Annotated in this window: 12 protein-coding genes; 7 read left to right on the top strand and 5 right to left on the bottom strand. The window is 42.4% G+C overall.

The window, feature by feature from the left end; all coding sequences use genetic code 11:
- Positions 1-16: 16 nt before the first annotated feature.
- The 3 genes from DMZ48_RS04675 (at position 17) to rhaM (ending at position 4,087) form a co-directional block, all read left to right on the top strand.
- Positions 17-2,116 (top strand): RagB/SusD family nutrient uptake outer membrane protein, encoded by a 2,100-nt coding sequence (locus tag DMZ48_RS04675; RefSeq protein ID WP_143953960.1) that lies wholly within the window; start codon positions 17-19, stop codon positions 2,114-2,116.
- 265 nt (positions 2,117-2,381) lie between these two features.
- Positions 2,382-3,749 (top strand): glycoside hydrolase family 28 protein, encoded by a 1,368-nt coding sequence (locus DMZ48_RS04670; RefSeq protein ID WP_143953959.1) that lies wholly within the window; start codon positions 2,382-2,384, stop codon positions 3,747-3,749.
- A gap of 23 nt (positions 3,750-3,772) precedes the next feature.
- Positions 3,773-4,087 (top strand): L-rhamnose mutarotase, encoded by a 315-nt coding sequence (rhaM, locus tag DMZ48_RS04665; protein WP_143953958.1) that lies wholly within the window; start codon positions 3,773-3,775, stop codon positions 4,085-4,087.
- A gap of 21 nt (positions 4,088-4,108) precedes the next feature.
- On the opposite strand, the gene DMZ48_RS04660 is transcribed toward rhaM, so the two are convergent.
- The 5 genes from DMZ48_RS04660 to DMZ48_RS04640 all read right to left on the bottom strand — a co-directional run bounded on the left by DMZ48_RS04660 (position 4,109) and on the right by DMZ48_RS04640 (position 13,845).
- Entirely contained in the window at positions 4,109-6,961 is a 2,853-nt protein-coding gene (locus tag DMZ48_RS04660; protein ID WP_143953957.1) for a glycosyl hydrolase 115 family protein, read from the bottom strand.
- 20 nt (positions 6,962-6,981) lie between these two features.
- The gene (locus tag DMZ48_RS04655) at positions 6,982-8,526 is read right to left on the bottom strand and encodes a rhamnogalacturonan acetylesterase (protein ID WP_143953956.1); all 1,545 of its coding nucleotides are present in this window, start codon (positions 8,524-8,526) and stop codon (positions 6,982-6,984) included.
- A gap of 14 nt (positions 8,527-8,540) precedes the next feature.
- The gene (locus DMZ48_RS04650) at positions 8,541-11,387 is read right to left on the bottom strand and encodes a glycoside hydrolase family 2 TIM barrel-domain containing protein (RefSeq protein ID WP_143953955.1); all 2,847 of its coding nucleotides are present in this window, start codon (positions 11,385-11,387) and stop codon (positions 8,541-8,543) included.
- Entirely contained in the window at positions 11,387-12,715 is a 1,329-nt protein-coding gene (locus DMZ48_RS04645) for a rhamnogalacturonan acetylesterase (protein WP_162558665.1), read from the bottom strand. Before DMZ48_RS04645 ends, DMZ48_RS04650 begins: the two co-directional genes overlap by 1 nt.
- Positions 12,716-12,795: 80 nt before the next feature.
- The gene (locus DMZ48_RS04640; RefSeq protein WP_422395434.1) at positions 12,796-13,845 is read right to left on the bottom strand and encodes a GntR family transcriptional regulator; all 1,050 of its coding nucleotides are present in this window, start codon (positions 13,843-13,845) and stop codon (positions 12,796-12,798) included.
- A gap of 182 nt (positions 13,846-14,027) precedes the next feature.
- Between DMZ48_RS04640 and DMZ48_RS04635 the strand changes: the two genes are divergently transcribed.
- The 4 genes from DMZ48_RS04635 (at position 14,028) to DMZ48_RS04620 (ending at position 20,051) form a co-directional block, all read left to right on the top strand.
- On the top strand, positions 14,028-16,124 hold the full coding sequence (locus DMZ48_RS04635) for a bifunctional aldolase/short-chain dehydrogenase (protein ID WP_143953952.1): 2,097 nt from the start codon (positions 14,028-14,030) through the stop codon (positions 16,122-16,124).
- Between the two features lie 111 nt (positions 16,125-16,235).
- Positions 16,236-17,516 carry a sugar isomerase gene (locus DMZ48_RS04630; RefSeq protein ID WP_143953951.1) on the top strand — a complete coding sequence of 427 codons (1,281 nt, stop codon included), beginning with the start codon at positions 16,236-16,238 and terminating at the stop codon, positions 17,514-17,516.
- Between the two features lie 9 nt (positions 17,517-17,525).
- Complete coding sequence (locus DMZ48_RS04625) at positions 17,526-18,899, top strand: FGGY-family carbohydrate kinase (protein WP_143953950.1); 1,374 nt, start codon at positions 17,526-17,528, stop codon at positions 18,897-18,899.
- Positions 18,900-18,905: 6 nt separating this feature from the next.
- Positions 18,906-20,051, top strand: a complete 1,146-nt coding sequence (locus tag DMZ48_RS04620; RefSeq protein WP_143953949.1) for an alpha-hydroxy acid oxidase — start codon at positions 18,906-18,908, stop codon at positions 20,049-20,051.
- The last annotated feature ends 7 nt before the right edge of the window (positions 20,052-20,058 follow it).

Here is a 20,058-nt window from a genome sequence, read left to right as displayed (position 1 = left end):
TTTAAACTCATTGAATATGAAGTATATAAAACATATAGGAATTTCACTTGCACTCATTACAGGTATGTCGATTACCTCATGTAACAAGGATTTTCTCAACGAAGAATTAAGCAATCAGTATTCAACCGAATATTTTGATACTCCTGAAGGACTTGAAGACCTGGCCATTTCCCTATATGGGAACATTCGCTGGCATTTCGGATATGAATGGGCCTACGGAACCACACTGTATGGAACTGACGAGTTCACTAATGCAAACGACCTCACCAACGAGATGTGGAACACCTATGACAACCGTCTGGGTCCGATCGGAGCAACACCTTCCACAGGTGCTGCCAATAATAACGCAACCTCCCCTGCTGCCCTTTGGGATGAGATGTATTACGGAATCTCTTCCGCAAACATTATTATTTCGAAAGCAGAGGAAGTTATCGAAGATGTAAGCACCCGAAACCGAATTCTGGCGCATGCCTATTTCCTTCGCGGATACAATTACTATCGTCTTACCGCTCAATACGGCGGTGTGGTACTGCAAACAGAACCTGCAGTTGGTATCGTAAGAAATTTTGAGAGATCCACTGAAGAAGAATGCTGGGAACAAGTGATCTCAGACCTGAGAAATGCCTATGAGCACTTTGAAGGTGAAGTATATACCTATGGAAAAGGAATTACCTGGACCAAGGCTACCGCTGCACACTTTCTGGCAAAAGCATTGTTATTCCGCTCCTCTGAAAGAAATGACGACTGGAACAGTTCCTATGTACAGGGTGACCTCGAAGAAGCCATAGAAGCTTGTACCTATGCGATAAATGCCCGTGGAGGACTTACCGATAACTACAGTGATCTTTATGCGAACTGGACAGGGGTTGATAATGCGAACGAACAACTGGATGAGATTCTGATGGCCGCAGGTCATAACCTGGATGCCTCTACCACCGGACGCTTCGGTAACCGTACCTCCAGCTACTTTAACCCACAGTTTTCGAATTTCTCCGGAGGCTGGGTTCGAAGAGGTGCATGGATTGGCGGACTTGACTTTCAAAGATGTCGTCCTACGGAATACAGTTATGCGGTTTTCGACCACGTGAATGACGCCCGCATGTGGAAAACTTTCAGAACTGTTTACGGAACCAATAATATCCCTGCTGAAGACACCGGAATCGTTCTCGGGGATCCATCGATCGTGATGATCCTGAACACTCAGAATGATCATACCTATGATAGCTTTACTTTCGGAGCCTTTGTTCAGAATCCGGATTTCACCGATATCGAAGGACGCCTTCCTGAATGGAACTATGGTAATCGCCAGACTCCTAACGCCGGTAGTCTGACAAGTGAAGCCGGACAATGGATTCCGAATTCTCTGGTATTATATCAGAATGGTGAATATGTGGCACCCCAGTTCAAGAGCCAGCCTATCTGTAATTTCTTTGCCGGAATCAATAAAACCATGGACGGTTCACGTAATGGTGAACGCGGTGATGCACATCGTGATGTAACCATGGCTCGACTTGCGGAAACTTACCTGCTGAGAGCTGAATGTTATGTGCGATTAAACCAATATGGTAACGCCATGACCGATATCAATGTAGTAAGAAGAAGAGCACAATGGAAAGCGGGTGAGAACCGATCCTATTATACCGATGGGTCCATGGCATTTGAAAACAATCCGCTGAATATTGATTCTGCAGCTGATAATTATATCTACTGCAATCTGAATATGAATACGTATTACCTTTCAAACCCTGATGTTGAAGTAACGACCGATGAATCCAACCTGGAACTTACCTCCTTCCCGAATAACCTTCCGGCAGAAGACGAGGCGGTTCTTGCGAAGATCGGTGCAAGCAGTGAATACGATCGGGCATTGAACTTTATCCTGAATGAACGCACCCGTGAACTACTGGGTGAATGGCAACGTTGGGAAACACTCTCACGTACCGGAACCCTGGTATCCAGAGCCCGAGCCTTTAACCCAGAAGCTGCTCCGGGAATCACCGAGAACAAACACGAACTTCGTCCAATTCCACAATCCTTTATCGATGGATTACTGAATGAAGATGGTTCCAACCTCTCTGATTCACAAAAGTCAGCCTGGCAAAATCCGGGATATTAAAACTGAATATCTTTAGTTAATTTGATCCACAGAACTTTATAGTTCTTCATACTCAAAAAACGCTCCGTCCTGATTAGGCGGGGCGTTTTTTACATTCATTAGCAGCACCAGTGCCACTCATATCATCGGTGTCACCTCTATACCCTTTGTATCCTTAATGTCACCCATATCACCAGTGTCACTATTGTCACTTGTATCAGGTAAGTACAGGATATGGAGCCTGAATATTCTTAGTACTATTAAACATCTTTAAAACATATCATTAATGCTTAGATTCATTGTCAGTTTCACACTTCCTGCCTTACTCCTTTTCTCCTGTAATGAACAACCTTCAAAGGTGCATATATACGAGTATGATGTGGAATCACCTTTCGGGAATTTCGTTGTCAAAACTCCTGATTTTAGCGACGTTTCTTCTTTTAACATTACCGAATTCGGTGCCCTGAAAGATGATCAATTGGCCACTACAGAAGCCATAGCACTTTCTATTGAAAAGGCAGCAGCAGCAGGTGGCGGAAAAGTAATCATCCCTGAAGGAGAATGGCTTACCGGGAAGATTCACTTAAAGAGCAATGTTGACCTTCATCTGGAGCGTGGAGCAAAACTTATTTTCTCCGATAACCCGGAAGATTATCTCCCTCCTGTTCACACGACCTGGGAAGGACTCGAATGTTATAACTATTCGCCACTGATCTATGCCTATAATTGTCAAAACGTAGCTATTACGGGTGCGGGGGAACTTTACGCTAAGATGGATCATTGGAAGACGTGGTTTGGCAGGCCTCCGGGGCATATGAACAGTTTAAAACGACTCTATGAGCTGGCAGTAAAGGATAGCCTGGTTGAACATCGTCAAATGGTGAATGACTCCGCTCATTTTCGTCCACAATTCATACAATTTAATCGCTGTGAGAATGTGTTACTGGAAGACATCACCATTCGAAATAGTCCGTTTTGGGTGATCCATCCTTACCTTTCCAAAGATGTAACCATACGTAACGTGAATGTGCAGGCACATGGTCATAATAACGACGGGGTAGATCCCGAAATGAGCCAGCAGGTATTGATAGAAGACTGTCTGTTCGATCAGGGCGATGATGCGATTGCCGTTAAATCCGGAAGAAATCAGGATGCCTGGAGATTGAACACGCCTGCTAAAAACATCGTTATTCGTAATTGTAAAGTCTTGAACGGACATCAGCTTCTGGCAATTGGAAGTGAATTATCCGGTGGAATTGAAAATATCTCCATATCAGACTGTGAAGTCGCTCCGAACGCAAAACTCAATCACCTGCTTTTTATCAAGACCAATGAACGACGCGGAGGTTATGTAAAGCATATATTTATGAACAATATAAAGGCCGGATCGATCGCAGCCGGAATTCTGGGTATTGAAACCGATGTTTTGTATCAATGGCGTGATCTTGTACCAACCTACGAACGTCGACTAACACCAATCAGCAATGTCACCATGAAAGATATTAAGGCTACAAACGTAGATTTTATCTCCAGGGTATTAGGACAAGAGGATCTTCCGGTTAAAGATATCCAAATGGTCCGTATTTCTACTGATACCGTTAGAAGTGAAACACCGAACATACATGAAGCTCTTGAAAATTTTAAGACTGAATAACGATACAAATAACTGGTACAATTATGACAAAGCACGCATTCACCATGAAACTCAAGGCTGGATTTGAGGAAGAATACAAAAGAAGACATGATCAAATATGGCCCGAACTCAGTGCGTTACTTTCAGAACATGGTATTTCTGATTATACGATCTATCTCGACCCGGAGACTCTTATACTATTTGCGGTACAAAAACTATCATCGGACTTCGATCCGGCTGCAATACCCGATCATCCACTGGTGAAAAAATGGTGGGCTTATATGGCGGATATCATGGAAACGAATCCTGATCATTCTCCCATCGAAAAACCGCTAATCGAGGTGTTTCATATGGATTGATCTGATCCAGCAATCCTATGCTTATTTATGATTTGTTTCCGGCACTAAGGAGTACGGTACAGCCCCTTCGTCAGTCTGAATATAGATATAATCCAGAGCAACACCCGGATCGACCATATAGATTTTTAACCGATGTCTCAATTTCTTTGACAGATCAACTTCCAAGGTTACCGAAGCACTATTTCGCAATACATTCTGTTTCCATGTTTCACTTCTCCCCTGTGTTTCAAAATTCACAATCTGTATGGGCCCGTTATCCCATTGTACTGCTATCCTTACTTTATTCTTGTTCGTTACCGGATGCGTCGGCAAGCTAAACAAATGTAGATTTCCCTTCTGGTAAGCCGATTCTAACTGAACATCATATAGAAGTGTCGGTTGTTCTTCAACATTTAAAGTATCAACTTCGGCCCAAGCCAAGGGAAACGCCTGTATTACAGAACCGCTATAACCAAGGTCATCGATACGTTTCCAGTATCTTTCTCCTTTTTGTGTATTACCGGTAAAATTTGTTGCGTGAATCGAAACCCAATGATTTTTTTCCAGAAAAACCCGATCAGTGGATTCGTAAAAATCGCTAACTTCCAATTCGATCATAGTGGAGGATTTCCCCAAGACCAATTTAAACGAAGTGGCTTCCGGCTTTCCAGATTGTTTCCATTTGTCCTCATCGATCGTAACAAGGATACGGTACTCCTTTTGATCCTTTTCCGGTTTCAAGGTTCCTGAGTCGGAAGACAATTTCACCCATTCCGGCAATCCTTTGACCTTCCACTTTACCAGGTCAGGTTTTACCAAATACAGATCGATAAAACTCCTGTCTCCATAACCTATATAAAATGTTGGTAGTTTTGAATCTTCCTCCCCTTCAATTTTAAATCCGTATGAAGACTCGCTTTTCTCCATCACTTCCTCAAACTGAGGTTGCCCATAGACCGGCAAATTTCTGGGGGAATAATCCATTATATAATTCCATTTCCCATCGGAGATACTATTGTTATACTGTGTTGTGATTTTTAGTATACTGTCATGATAAGCCATTGACCGATCCCTATGATCCTGAACAGATAATCTTCCCTGTCTGCTGTATTTGATCGCATAGTTACGATGTAATTGTTTTTGATTCATGAACATAGCGCCCTTGACCGGATAAGCCACAAGTTGAAAATATGCATCCCTGAGATCCCTGGAAAGTAACCTCCCGATACTGTCCGTTTTTCTTCCCAGATGCGTATATCGTACCATACGCCTGGCGATCTCATCTCCAAATTCAGAAACCTGATAATCTGATTCCTTTGTTTTAGTCGTTGGCTCAGTTTGACTCCAACCCATAAACTCGGGTTTACGTTCGAAGGCAAGGTCGAAATACTCTTTCCTCAATTCAGCTATAGTATTTCCTGCCGCTCCGAAAATTTCCGTATAAAACTTTTTGCCGTGTTTTCTAAGTACCTCAGGAGCCGTAAATTTCTCAGGATTGAAGGCCATATCCATGAACAATTGCATATTATATTCTGCAGGTTTAATATCCCCAACATTCAGGATCCAAAGATTACGGGCTTCCAGAGAATATGCCTTCATCATCTCTTCCCTGATCAGCGAGGGATGTGTCGTACTCAGCCATAAATAATCATGAGGACGCCCCCAATAGGAAGCATGGTAATACACCCCTGCTCCTCCAGACCGCATCCGTTCCTTCGAATTGCTCAACCTACGTATATAACCATAATTATCATCAGTCCATACCAGCGTGATATCTTCAGGAATTTCAAGTCCGTGATCATAAAGTGATAAGACTTCTTTATAAATGGTAAATGCCTGTGGCATTTCGGTAACCGCTTTGTCTGAATATCTGCTTAATAATGAACGTTGATCATCGATCACCTTATTCAATACGCCTGCAGCTTCGGCTACTGAATTCACTCCTTCCATACCGCTATCGTGTACACCACGCATACCCACAGTATAAATGGCATCCAGTGATACCGTTTCCTTTACTCGCTCTTCCCAGTACCGGTAAACACGCTCTGAATTTCCAACATAATCGAACTTACCGAACTCCTTTTTCCATTCGTCCACATTATTTCGCAACATAGGTTCTGCGTGAGAAGTCCCCACGACAATACCATAGGCTTTAGCCATTTCAGCATTTCCGGGATAATGAAAAAATGCACGGGTAACAGGATGCATGGCAGGCCAGATGGTATTTGCCTTTAAACGTAATAGCAATTCAAATACCTTTTCATAGGTTTTGGGTCCGATATCCCCAACTTCCTTTTCGAAATTCTTTGCTGCCCAGGGCTGTAAGCCCCAGTCTTCATCATTGATGAATATTCCTCTGTATTTGATTCCCGGAGATTCGCTGAAAAATTCAGCTGAGGGTATTCTAATCTCATTTCGGGGAGCCACAGGAACGTCAGCCCACCAGTACCAGGGAGAAACTCCGGTGTAAGCGGCAAGATCTGCAACACCATAGGTAGTACCTCTTGCATCCGTTCCTCCAATAATCAAAAGTGAATCAGAAACAGCTTTCCGGTAATAACTTTCCCATTGTGAAGTGAAGTTTTGTGGTAAATCCTGATCCAGAAATTTACGGATCAAACCTGAAGAAATACCTCCGATAAGAATCTGTTTTCCCTTCCCATAAGAGCGGTTTGATGGCGAAACACGAATACTACCCCCTAAAACCTTCTCGATATCCCTTGATAATAACTGGGCTGCTACTGAATCTGATCGTGGACCGTAAGCATCATATATGATCGCTACATCCTGATCTGCTCGATCCAACGAAAAGAAGGCATCCTTCTGCTCTTGTCCGGTAGCGTATAACATCCCGGCAAGAAAGATCAACAGCCACCCAATTTCCGTTTTCACCATATTACCTGTTATTGTTAAGCTTAATTTTCTAATGTAGATTCCTGAATTTTCCTGATCTGGTTATCACTGGTCACAAATTTTGCCAGCTCGAGTTCTGTATCCTGCTTGATACATGCTGCAACGATACCCGCATTAAAGATGGCTCCCATCCCATCGGTATGTGTATGGTCTTTTGGAAAGAAATTTGCGATCTTCTCAGGTCCGATCTTTTCATAGGCCACAGCTATACTGTCATTCAGATCGATGAAACAGGCACCTGCTTCCTCAGCAGCTAGCTTTGCCCATTTACCATAAGATTGATCTGCCCTTTCCACATGACCGTTCTCCCATTCATTTCTTGGAATATGACTAAAAACAACAGGAATAGCTCCCTTGTCTTTGGCCTCCCGAATAAAAGTTTTCATATACCATCCGTAAGAATGAACCTCCTCTTCAGTTCCATCTTCCTTTGTAACCACGATCGTTGAATCGCTTACGCCCTGGATGGAGCCTCTGTATTTGGGTTTATCGATATAGCCACCATCATTATGACCGAATTGTATAAAAACATAATCTCCTTTCTTTAACGAATCAGCAACCCCTTTCCATAAACCTTCATTAAAATACGTACGGGTACTCCTCCCTCCCCGGGCACGATTGATGACCTGTAACCGAAAGGTATCCACATACTTTGGCAAAGCCACGCCCCAACCCACAGCCAGTGAATCTCCATTGCGGGCGACTGTAGAATCACCCGTAAGAAATATCCGGGTCTTTTTTGGATAAACGATCTCAGGTTCTTCCAACAGGTATTTCTTAAGTGAACTATCGGACTGCTTAACAGATTCAGCAATAATGGTAGCCGCTACTATCGCACCTCCGGCACTGGTATGTGTATGATCTTTATGGTAGAAAAGTTTTCCATAGATATCCTTTTCACCAATGGCTTCCATCCTGTTTGCCATTTTATCATTAAGGTCGATAAACAAAGCCCCTTCCTGTTCGGCTATTTTCTTCGCCCAGAGTCCATAAGACTCATTATTCCTGGGCACTTTACCATTTTCCCATTTATTCCTTGGAATGGGTGACATGACGATAGGTATACCACCATTATCCAATGTTTCCCTGATGATCTTACGAATATACCATCCGTAGGTGTGTACTATTTCATGTTCCCCGGTAAGCATATTATCAATCTCTTCCGATTCCTCGCCAATACCTTTAATAGTACCCCTGGCTCTGAAATCATCATTGATCGGACCGTCATCATTATGTCCGAATTGTATCAATACATAATCACCGGGTTTAAGACTGTCACGAACCGGGTTCCATAATCCTTTTTGAATAAAAGTACGGCTGCTGGTACCTCCCAGCGCATGATTTTCAACATGAACTTTTGTGGTATCAAGAAACTGTCCGATAAAGTCACCCCATCCCCATAATCCTCCGGCCCCGTCACCGTGACCGTTCTTAACGGTGGAATCACCTACGGTATAGACCGTAGGAAGTAACTTAACCTCTTCACTGTTTCTGCATTGTATAAAAAACACACTTATAACTACAACTAACGCAACCGTACGTTTCATATCATTTATTTTAATTATCGGAAATCGAACCATAGTTTCATGGTTATACCATCATCTCCACTTTTAATTCGAATATTAGAAGGCTGACTATGCGGACCATGTTGCGATACCGGTTTAAAAGATTTCATAGCCGGTATTTCATACATAAAGGATATATCCCCTTCCGGAAAATCCGGATACGCATCTGCACCTTTAAGAGCATATTTTGGTTCATCCGGAGTAAGCAACCTCAGAAATACTTTTTCTGATTCACTGAATACTTTAAAACTATGAGTACCCGCTTCAATACTTGCGCCAATAAGATCGGCATGATACCCCTTAAACTCCGGATAGATCAGATTCTCGAAACTTTCCCCCGTAATAGTATTGTTATAATCTTTATACCACAGTCCGTAATCGGTTCCCCGGAGTCGGTTTTTCCATACCCGATAAGGACCTTTACCGAACCATTTCATTCCGGTTACACCATCTTCAGGATAGCTAAATGTGATACCGAACTTATCGATCTCCCCTTCAAAAAAAGCTCCGTCAAATCCGCTGTTTCTCCCGGCATTCTTTAGTGCGGTTAATTCCATTTTCAACCTTCCGTCCGGATACATCGTCCATAGTATTGTATCAATTCCTCCACTATAGTGCACCAGGCAATAGACAGCCTCTCCTTTTTTACCCGTCTCCACTGATTTGACCGCTGCCTTCATACCCACAGGCTTAGGCCCCTCGTTAAAAGGCACCAGGTCTCCATTTCTTTTGATAGCTGTGATCATACCGGTGGTTTTATCCAGACTCAGTACAATAGCTCCTCCTTTAAGCACAACCTGATTCAAGGTTTCTGCAACCTCAGCACCTGAAGCCTTATCTTTCAGCAAGAGCTTTTCTGTAAATACCTCAGGTGAATGGATCGGCCAGGTCCAGGTGTTTATCAATCTTCCCGAATGGTCAAAGGCAGTGATTTCAAGCCAGTCACCTTCAAAGAAATTTTGTGGAAGCTCCAGCGTGACCTTTTTGGTTTCACCCGGCGCAATGGAAGGAAGATCGATATTCCCAACTTTTAGGACAGACACATCCACCTGCGAATACAATGCATTCTCAGGGAGTTTAACCACTTTGTATTCCAAATTACAAGTAGAAATATCAGAATAGATATAATCATTCTTTATAAAAAGTGCTCCGTCATACTTTGGAGTTATACGAATAGGGTCTATCTGGATCGGCGACCAAATATCTTTTACCGCATAGAAACTTCCCTCCTTCTCTCGGTGAGGTCCGAGTATTCCATCCGGTGCCAGTGAACCTTTAGAATCGAACTTTCGGGGCCCGGTCCAATCGGTTCGTAATACCGCTTCATCTGAAAATGCCCACATGAATCCACCGGCAAAAAGGGGACTTTCCTTAAACCGATTCCAGAAATCTTCTAATCCGGAACCATGTCCGTTATCATAGGTCCCATGCATGAATTCCGTTGGAAAGAATACATTTTCGCCCCCGACAAAACGGTGAACTCCCGTCAGGTATGTAGGATAATGATGCGTATCCCAACCGTCATGATCTGCCCAGGGGTGGATCACGATTCTGTTTTGAATATCATATTGCGCAAAAACCGCATCGAGTTCATCTCTCCATCCGCCTTCATTCCCCTGATCCCAAATTATCACTGAAGGATGATTGGCATCTCTGAGCACCATTTCACGAATCAGTTTCTTACCGGTTTCCACGTCATAAGGATTCTGCCATCCAGCCAACTCATCAAGTACGAAAAGCCCGAGCGAATCACAGGCTTCCAGAAAATGAGAATCCGGTGGATAATGCATACGAACAGCATTCATATTCATGTCCTTCATCAGGTTCACATCCAGATCACTGATCTCCCTGTTTGTACTTCTTCCTGATTCCGGCCAAATGGTATGACGGTTGATACCTTTCATGATGATTTTTTTCCCGTTGACATAGATACCATCTTTGCGAATCGCCTCCACCGTTCTGAATCCGAATTTTACTCCCTGCTCATGCAATACCTCGTCATTCTTTTTTAACTGTAACTCCAAAACATAACGATTGGGATCCTCCGGATTCCAAAGTGCGATATCATCCCAGGATAAGGTGAATTCATTTTGTCCTTTGGCAAGTTCGATACGTTTATTTTCCGAAGGTCGGGACCCCGGTTCTATCTTTTTAATAGACGCATAGACAACTGCCTTAGAAGGTAGATTGCTCTCCATAAGCCTTACCTTCATATTTCCATCCATCCCGGCATCCACCAGAATCTTTCCCAGATTATATTTCGGTTTTATCGCTAACCATACCGGTCGATAAATCCCGCCAAACAACCACCAGTCTGCTTTTCGTTCTGCATTGTTCACATCTGCGTTGTCAGAATGCTTCTTTACATGAACTTCAAGCAGGTTCTTCTGACCATATTTCAACAGATCACCAACTTCATATTCAAACTGATAAAAACCTCCCTGATGTACAGGGCCTGCAGATCGTCCGTTGATCTTTACTTCTGTATCAGTCATGGCACCTCCAAATACGATAGAAACCTGTTGTCGGCTATATACTTCCGGAACTTCAAATTCATACTTATAAAAACCTTCTTCCTTACTGGGTTCTTCCTGATTGAGCTCCTTGTACCATCGCCCGTACGTATAGGTACCGAACCCCTGTAATTCCCATTGAGAAGGCACATCGATTGTGGTCCATTCACCACTGTTATTTCCATCCGTAACCATAAAATTCCAGGAGACCGGTTGTTTAAAATCCTTTCCGGATAAGTAAATTATTTGGGTTTCCTGAGCCTTTACGATCGTAGAACTAGCGACGATAATTATCAATAGTAATGGTAAGATCCTGAAATAGAGTTTCATTAGTTTCCTTCGGGTTTTTGTTGTTCGAAACGAAGACTTAAAGGTAAGGTCCAATTTTCAAAACGGTTAGGGGATTCTGGATTAAATTTTATGGGTTCTCTGTAATAGGTAACCAAAGAACTTTCCTCCTCCTGCAAATCATTTAAGATACATAAGGCTATTTCATTGGCGCCAAAATTGTTGAAATGCGTGTTGTCTTCAAGCGTCTCAGTTTGTCCCGGAAATGTTCCTGCCGGATACTGAACAAAGGCTTTTCGGGATGCATCATCCCCCCAGGCTTGATATACTACCGTTGTGATAGCTGTCAGATCCACCAAAGGAACACCGGCATCCTTCGCAACTTTACGCATGGCATCCGGATATTCCCCATGAGTATCCTTTAAGGTTCCATCTTCATTAAAAAAGCGTCTTTGTGTCGGAGTGATCAATATAGGATTTCCACCTTTTTCTTTAACCTGGGCTACGAATTCAATCAGCAAGTCCGAATAATTTTTCCAGGGACCGGCATCAGGTCCTTTTTGTTTTTCATCATTATGACCAAATTCAATCATCACATAATCTCCTGCATTAAGCGTTGAAATGATCTTTGCCCACCTTCTCCTTGCTTTAAAGGAACTTAGCGAAGCTCCGGAAGCTGCATAATTAGCCACGGCAATATTCGGATTCAGATAGCTGGTGATAAATTGTCCCCAGGATGCCCAGGGTTCCAGATCCTGATCGGTCACGGTAGAGTCTCCTGCAAGGAATAACGTAACCGATGATTCAGCCGGCTCTATCACCAATTTATTTAAAAGTGTACCTTTTGAAAATTCCAGTGTCAGTTTCTCATCATAATTAAGAGCTGACAACTCACGCTCTTTGAGATTTACGATTACCGAATCGTTGATTTTGGTTCCGTGAACATTAACCGTGAAAGTAAAGGATTGCACCGTGCCGGTCTTCAAAGCAGTTTCGTTAATCATGATCCGCTTGGATTCCGCTTTAATAACCGTTGGTGAATTGTGATCCGTATGAATTATATCAGCGGTAATCCGATAATTTCCTTCCGGAAGTGCTACAGAAAAATAGAAAGGATCACTTGAAAGTGCTCCTTTCTTTTCCAACATAACTGAAGCTCCTGTATTGAAATCAAAACCAAATTTACCTGGAGAATATTCAGTGGATGTATCGATATGATGAACTTTAGTTTCCTTAGTTCTTTCTTGGGCTGTTGTACCAAAATCGAAAACCATGGCACCTTCCTTGTACTGAGCTACAGGTTCAGAACAACCTGAGAACAGCATGATCATAAATAAAAGTGCTAAATTATAATTGAAAGTTCGAATCATCAGATAGTATATACATTTAAGGTCAACTAAATTATCGAACCCGAAAGTATATACCATCCTGTACTATGATGATAACGATGTCAGAGCGAGTTACGCTCGATATATCTGAAATTATTTCTTATTCTTTCTTTCTTGTTTTTCAACAACATATAGGCAGCTAGTTCACCCATTGCCTTAAAGTCGGTACTGATTACGGTAATCCCGAGAAGTTCCTTTAAGGGTGTGTCATTATAAGATATAATTCCTACGTCCTGCCCCAGTACCAAATTTTTTTTGCGTACCTGTCGGACCAGATTTACCAGATCCATTTCCTCAATGGTGATATAGATATCACGACTCTGAAATTCCATATCATCATAGATTTCATCAAGCACTTCAAAATCAAATTCGAATTCAACACAAAATTGTCTGAAGCCATGTAAAATTCGTTTTGGATATGGATGCGCCGATTTATCGGGATAAACCAATATGATCTTATCATACTTCTGAAGCCGGTCAAGACCCTCCTTGAGGGCGTTATAGATATCTTCCTGGAAATCCTGATAGATTGAACTGTAATTCCCATCCACAAAAGGTTTGGCATTATCAAGAACGATCAGTTTATCCTTTGGTATCTTTGAGATTACCTTCAATACCGCATCGGTATAACTCGCATGGCCCTGCTCTTCCGTTCTGAAATGCGGCATGATCACATAATTATCATAAGCACCAAGATTCTTCTCCAGGGTTCTTATGAAGAGTGACTCATCACAATGATAGATGAACATATTTACATGTGCATTCACCCCAAGGGCATTCACAAAGGAATTGTAGATCATCATTTTGTAGGAACTGGGTTTATTTACCAGGAAAAAAATATTCAGCTTAGAGATCAGGTCGGTCTTGGCCGTATAATATCCCTTACCCTTAACGGAAACGATTACCTTTTTTTCCTTGAGATGCTTATAAGCCTTTTCAACGGTATCCCGGGACAAGTAACAAGTTTCACTCAATTCATTGATCGATGGTATCTTCTGTCCTATTTGTAGTGTTCCATTGCTAATATCACCTATGATCGAATCGACAATCTGCTTATATTTCGGCACCCTCGAATTCTCATTAATCTGAATTGTAATTTCAGGTTGTTTCAAAGCATAATTCATTATTTAACAAATTTTCATCATTTTAAGTATTAAGTAGTGCGATAAAAATATAGAATTATTATCAAATTACTAATTTCACAAGAAACTCTTTTTTATTTTACAGCACACTACAGGATAGAATGGTTTTTTTTAACATATACATTTGATTCAGAAATTCAACAAAACCAAAAATGGATAAAACCTTTAAGTACGTAAATTACCTTTGGGATGAGAAAAAAGCTGCGGATTTGGCGAACGATGAAGTGGCCTTATTTTTATATCGTTCCAATATACTGGGAGCAGACTTGAGAATCACCAATTACGGGGGTGGTAACACCAGCTGTAAAACCATTGAAGCCGATCCTTTGACCAATGAAGATGTGGAAGTTATGTGGATTAAAGGTTCAGGTGGTGATATCGGTACACTTACCAGAGCAGGCATTGCAGGATTATATACGGAGCGTTTGAGAAATCTTAAGAACGTATATAAAGGACTTCATGACGAAGATCGTATGGTTGGTTTATTTAATCATTGTATCTATGATCTTGACAGCCGGGCTCCATCGATCGATACACCACTTCACGGTTTACTCCCCTTCAAACATATTGATCACCTTCATCCCGATGCACTTATCGCTGTAGCTGCAGCTGAGGACAGTGAAAAGATAACCAAGGAGATCTGGGGTGACACCATGGGCTGGGTACCCTGGCAAAGACCGGGATTTGATCTCGGACTCCAATTGGAAAAATGCTTACTTGAAAATCCCGGGATACGCGGAATCGTTCTGGGAAGTCATGGTCTCTTTACCTGGGGGGACACCTCCTATGAGTGCTATATGAATAGTCTTGAGGTAATCGAAATGGCCTCAGCATATATCGAGAAGAAAATCAAAGCAAACGGACAGGTATTTGGCGGTAAAAAAGTTAGTAGTTTAGCCCCTGCCCAACGCATTGAAAAAGCCGCTCAGATTATGCCGCTGTTACGCGGACTCTGTTCTTCGGAAAAGCCAATGATAGGACATTTTACCGATAGTGAAACCGTACTTGAATATATCAACAGCTATGATCTTATAAAGCTGGCCCCGATGGGAACTTCCTGTCCGGATCACTTTCTGCGTACAAAGATCCAGCCTTTAGTTCTGGAACTTGATAAATCAGAAGATTTGAGTGATGCAGATACAGTATTAAAGAAACTGGAACCTGCCTTTCTGCAATACCGCAAAGAATATGCAGATTATTATGAAAGCTGCAAACATGACAACAGCCCAGCAATAAGGGATCCTAATCCGGTAATCATCATCTTTCCCGGAATCGGAATGTTCTCCTTTGCAAAAAATAAACAGACCGCCAGAGTTGCCAGTGAGTTCTACGTGAATGCGATCAATGTAATGCGTGGAGCGGAAGCCATAACCGAGTACACCTCACTTCCTAGACAGGAAGCCTTCGATATTGAATACTGGTTACTGGAAGAGGCAAAACTTCAGCGCATGCCCGCAGAACAACCGTTATCACGAAAAGTGGCTGTCGTTACCGGAGCTGCCGGTGGGATCGGAAAGGCGATCGCTGATAAACTCGTAGCTGAAGGAGCTAATGTACTCCTTACGGATATAAGTGAAAATGCGTTAAACGACGCGCTTAAGACCTATAAGGCCGACCAGGTCGCTGGCGCTATCTGCGATGTCACTAAAGAAGAATCGATAGTGAAGGCCTATGCAGAAGCCGTGATGAATTTTGGAGGCGTTGATATCGTGATCCATTCCGCCGGACTCGCCATTTCAAAATCATTGGAAGATACTACTCTTGCCGATTGGAACCTTTTACAGGATGTATTGGTGAAAGGACAGTTTCTGATGGCGCAACACGGTGTTTCGATTATGAAAAAACAAGGACTTGGAGGAAATATCGTAAACATCGCCAGTAAGAACGGACTCGTTTCCGGTCCGAACAATGTTGGATATGGAACTGCGAAGGCAGCCCAGCAACATATGTCAAGGTTACTGGCAGCGGAGCTTGCGGATGCTAAGATCCGAGTAAATACCGTAAACCCTGACGGGGTTATTATAGGAAGTAAGATTTGGGAAGGCGAATGGGCAGAAGGCAGAGCCAAAGCCTATGGAATCAGTGTGGAAGAATTACCAGCACATTATGCCAAAAGAAACCTCCTGAATGAAATAATATATCCGGATGATATCGCTAATGGTGTCTTTGCACTGGTTGCGATCCTGGACAAATCCACCGGTAACATTATCAATGTTGACGGAGGAATGGCAAATGCATTTGTAAGATAGTGTAATGTTGTTAGGTAGTTAAGTTAAATCTTCCATAGGTTGTCTCAACCTATGGAGATTTGTTTTAAGTATATTTGACCACCTCTCGCCTTTACCAACCAAAAAATAACTATGAAGATCACTACTGAAAAACTACAACAAATTAACGCAATCGATAGAGATACCCATCAGGATCAGTATAATTTCCTGGCATCTGCCCTGAACAAAAAAGGGGTCGATTCGAATGAAATTATCAAAAAGCTATCCGATTTTCAGGTTGCGATTCCGAGTTGGGCCCTGGGTGCCGGGGGAACGCGTTTCGGACGTTTCTCATTCTTTGGAGAACCCTCATCCTTAACGGAAAAGATCGAAGATGTAGGGCTTATTCATGGTCTTACCAAAAGTGCCGGTGCAGTTTCACTTCATATTCCCTGGGATATACCGGAAGATTATAAAGCGATCCGTGAATTGGCCGCTAGTCTTGATATCAAATTTGATGCTGTAAATTCAAACACTTTTCAGGATCAGCCCGGAGCTAATCATACCTATAAATATGGATCCCTTTGTAATTCAGACAAAGAGGTTCGTGAGCAGGCAATTGCGCACAATAAAGAAGTGATCAGCATCGGAGAACAACTGGGTTCTAAGAGTATCACCGTCTGGTTAGCAGACGGAGCTTCGTTTCCAGGGCAATCCAATTTCCAGCGTTCACTGCAGCATACAGAGGATAGTCTTAAATCCATATACAGTGTTTTACCCGATGATTGGAAGATGTTCATTGAATACAAACCCTATGAACCCTCATTCTATAGTACTGTGATTCAGGACTGGGGCACCTCATTCATGCTGGCTAATGCCTGTGGTGAAAAGGCCTATACACTGGTTGATCTCGGACATCATTTGCCTAACACCAATATCGAACAGATCGTATCAACTTTAATGTGGAAAGGCAAACTCGGTGGCTTTCATTTTAATGACAGCAAATACGGAGATGACGATCTTACCGTTGGCTCCATCAAACCGTATGCATTGTTCCTGATTTTCAATGAACTGGTCTATGGAATGGAGCATAATCCTCAAAATCCGGAATTGTCCTGGATGATCGATGCCAGCCATAATCTTAAAGATCCGCTTGAAGACCTGATACAATCTCTGGAAGCCATTATCAGTACCTATGCCAAGGCGCTACTGATCGATCAGCATTTGCTTCGTGAAGCGCAACTTGCCCACGATGTGGTCAAATGCCAGGAAATTCTTCAGGATGCCTATAACACTGATGTCAGGCCTTTGGTAAAAGAAGCCAGAAGTAGAATGGGCGGGGCTTTAAATCCGTTATTTGCTTATCGTGAACTTAAGATCAGAGAACAGCTCATCGGTGAAAGAGGAAGAAACACAGTAGCTACGGGCTTATAAGATACAAGCATGAGAAAGGAAGTTACTGCAGTTTTCGATATCGGTAAAACCAATAAAAAATTCTTTCTGTTCGACAGTAATTTTCAGGAAGTATACAGAGAATATACAAAATTCGATCCTATTGTCGATGAAGACGGCCACCCCACTGAGGATTTGGATAATCTTCAGCAATGGCTAAAGGACCTGTTTCACGAAATCCTGGAAGCCAAAGAATATGAAATTAAAGCTATAAATTTTTCATCTTACGGAGCCAGTTTTGTTCATCTGGATGAGAATGGAGAAGCAATTACTCCCATTTATAATTACACGAAACCAATTCCAAAATGGGTAATTGAAAAGTTCTTTGAAAAATATGGTCCGGTTGATGATTTTTGCGCACGTACCGGTTCATCAAATGAAGGTATGCTCAATTCCGGAATACAATTATTCTGGCTCAAATACGCACAACCTGATGTCTTTAAAAGGATACGCTATTCACTGCATTTACCACAATATCTCAGTTTTATCTTTACAGGTATACCCCTCAGCGAATACACCAGTATCGGATGTCATACCTCCCTATGGGATTATGAAAAAAAAGATTACCACTCCTGGGTCTATCAGGAAGGCTTACATACGATTTTACCCCCGATAGTTTCTACGGAAACCAGTATCAATATGAACTACAATGGAAAAAGGATCAAGATCGGTGTGGGTATACATGACAGTTCTTCTGCCTTACTTCCCTATGTACGGAGTTTAAAGGAACCCTTTATTCTGGTATCAACGGGAACATGGAGCATTTCTCTGAATCCATTTGCAACTACGCCCCTATCTGAGGAGGATATCAAAAGTAATTGTATCTTTTATATGCGAATCAATGGAAAAGCAGTAAAAGCTTCACGATTATTTCTAGGCAATGAATATCAACTACAAGTCAGGAAACTCGATCAATTATACCATGTTTCTGAAGATTATCACCGTCAGATTCTCTTCGACGAAAATTTATTTCACAGGTTGAGTAAAGATCTTAAACCGATGTTCCGGTGGGAATATCTGGAGAATCAAACGGAAATGCCGTACCACACTATAAATTTTCCCACCTATGAGGAAGCTTACCATCAACTGATGATCGAACTGGTGCTGCTTCAGGTTAAGAGTATTACGATTGCCAGCGGAGGAATGCATTTTAAGAATCTTTATGTCGATGGCGGATTCACAAAGAACGACGTATATATCAATCTGCTTACCCACTATTTAAGAGATATGGAGCTTCGCACTACAGATGCTTCACTTGGCTCGGCACTGGGTGCCGCCATCTGTATTTCCGATACGGAACTGAATTCGAAATTTCTCAAAGAGAATTATGCATTAAAAAAACATGTACCGCTTATCATTAAATGATGACCTATGGCTTTACAATTCAATTATAAATATCCCTCTGTCGATGACCTGCGTATTCGGGCCAAGTCCAGAATACCACGCTTCGCCTTTGAATACCTTGACGGAGGATGTAATGAAGATGTCAATCTTTACCGCAATACCGCCGATATCAGAGAAATTCAATTGGAGCCGCGTTACCTGAAAAACTATAAGGATTCAACCACTCAGGTATCGCTATTCGGAAAGACCTATGATGCTCCCTTTGGTATCGCCCCGGTTGGACTTCAAGGACTTATGTGGCCCAATTCTCCGGAAATACTGGCGAAGGCAGCATTTAAACATAATATTCCATTCATTCTGAGTACCGTAACCACAAGTAATATTGAGCGCATAAGTGAACTTACCGAAGGAAATGCCTGGTTTCAGCTATATAATCCGTCAGAAGATCATATACGAAAGGATATTATCAATCGCGCAGCCATAGCAGGTTGTCCTGTACTGGTATTGCTTTGTGATGTACCCACTTTCGGCTACCGTCCCAGAGATTTCCGAAACGGATTAGCGCTACCACCAAAAATGACCCTACGAAATATTCTTCAGATTCTTGGAAAGCCCGGATGGGCAATAGAAACCCTGAAACACGGCCAACCTAACTTTGAGAATCTCGTACCCTATATGCCTGAAGGTCTCGACCTGCAGCAACTTGGTAAATTTATGGATCAGACGTTCTCCGGGCGATTGAATGCTGAAAGAATAAAACCGATACGGGATCAGTGGAAAGGAAAACTAGTATTAAAAGGGGTAGCCTCAGAAGCTGATGCCGCTATGGCTGTAGAACTCGGTTTCGACGGTATTATCGTATCGAACCATGGTGGCAGGCAGTTGGATGCCGGAGAGTCCTCCATCGCCTCTTTAAGCACTATCGCTGAAAAATATAAGAATCAACTCGAAATAATGATGGACAGTGGTTTACGCTCCGGTCCCGATATAGCAAGAGCATTAGCCAAAGGCGCCAAATTCACCTTTATGGGAAGATCCTTTATGTACGGGGTAGCTGCCATGGGTAATCAGGGCGGTGACCATACCATTTCCATGCTTAAGGTGCAATTGAAACAAGTATTAGACCAGCTGTGCTGCGAATCGCCCGAAGATCTTCCGGCCCATTTGATATAAACAAGAC

The organism is Robertkochia solimangrovi, assembly GCF_007279655.1.
Lineage (GTDB): Bacteria > Bacteroidota > Bacteroidia > Flavobacteriales > Flavobacteriaceae > Robertkochia > Robertkochia solimangrovi.
Note: the sequence above shows the minus strand (reverse complement) of the source record. Positions and strands in the feature narration are given on the sequence as shown.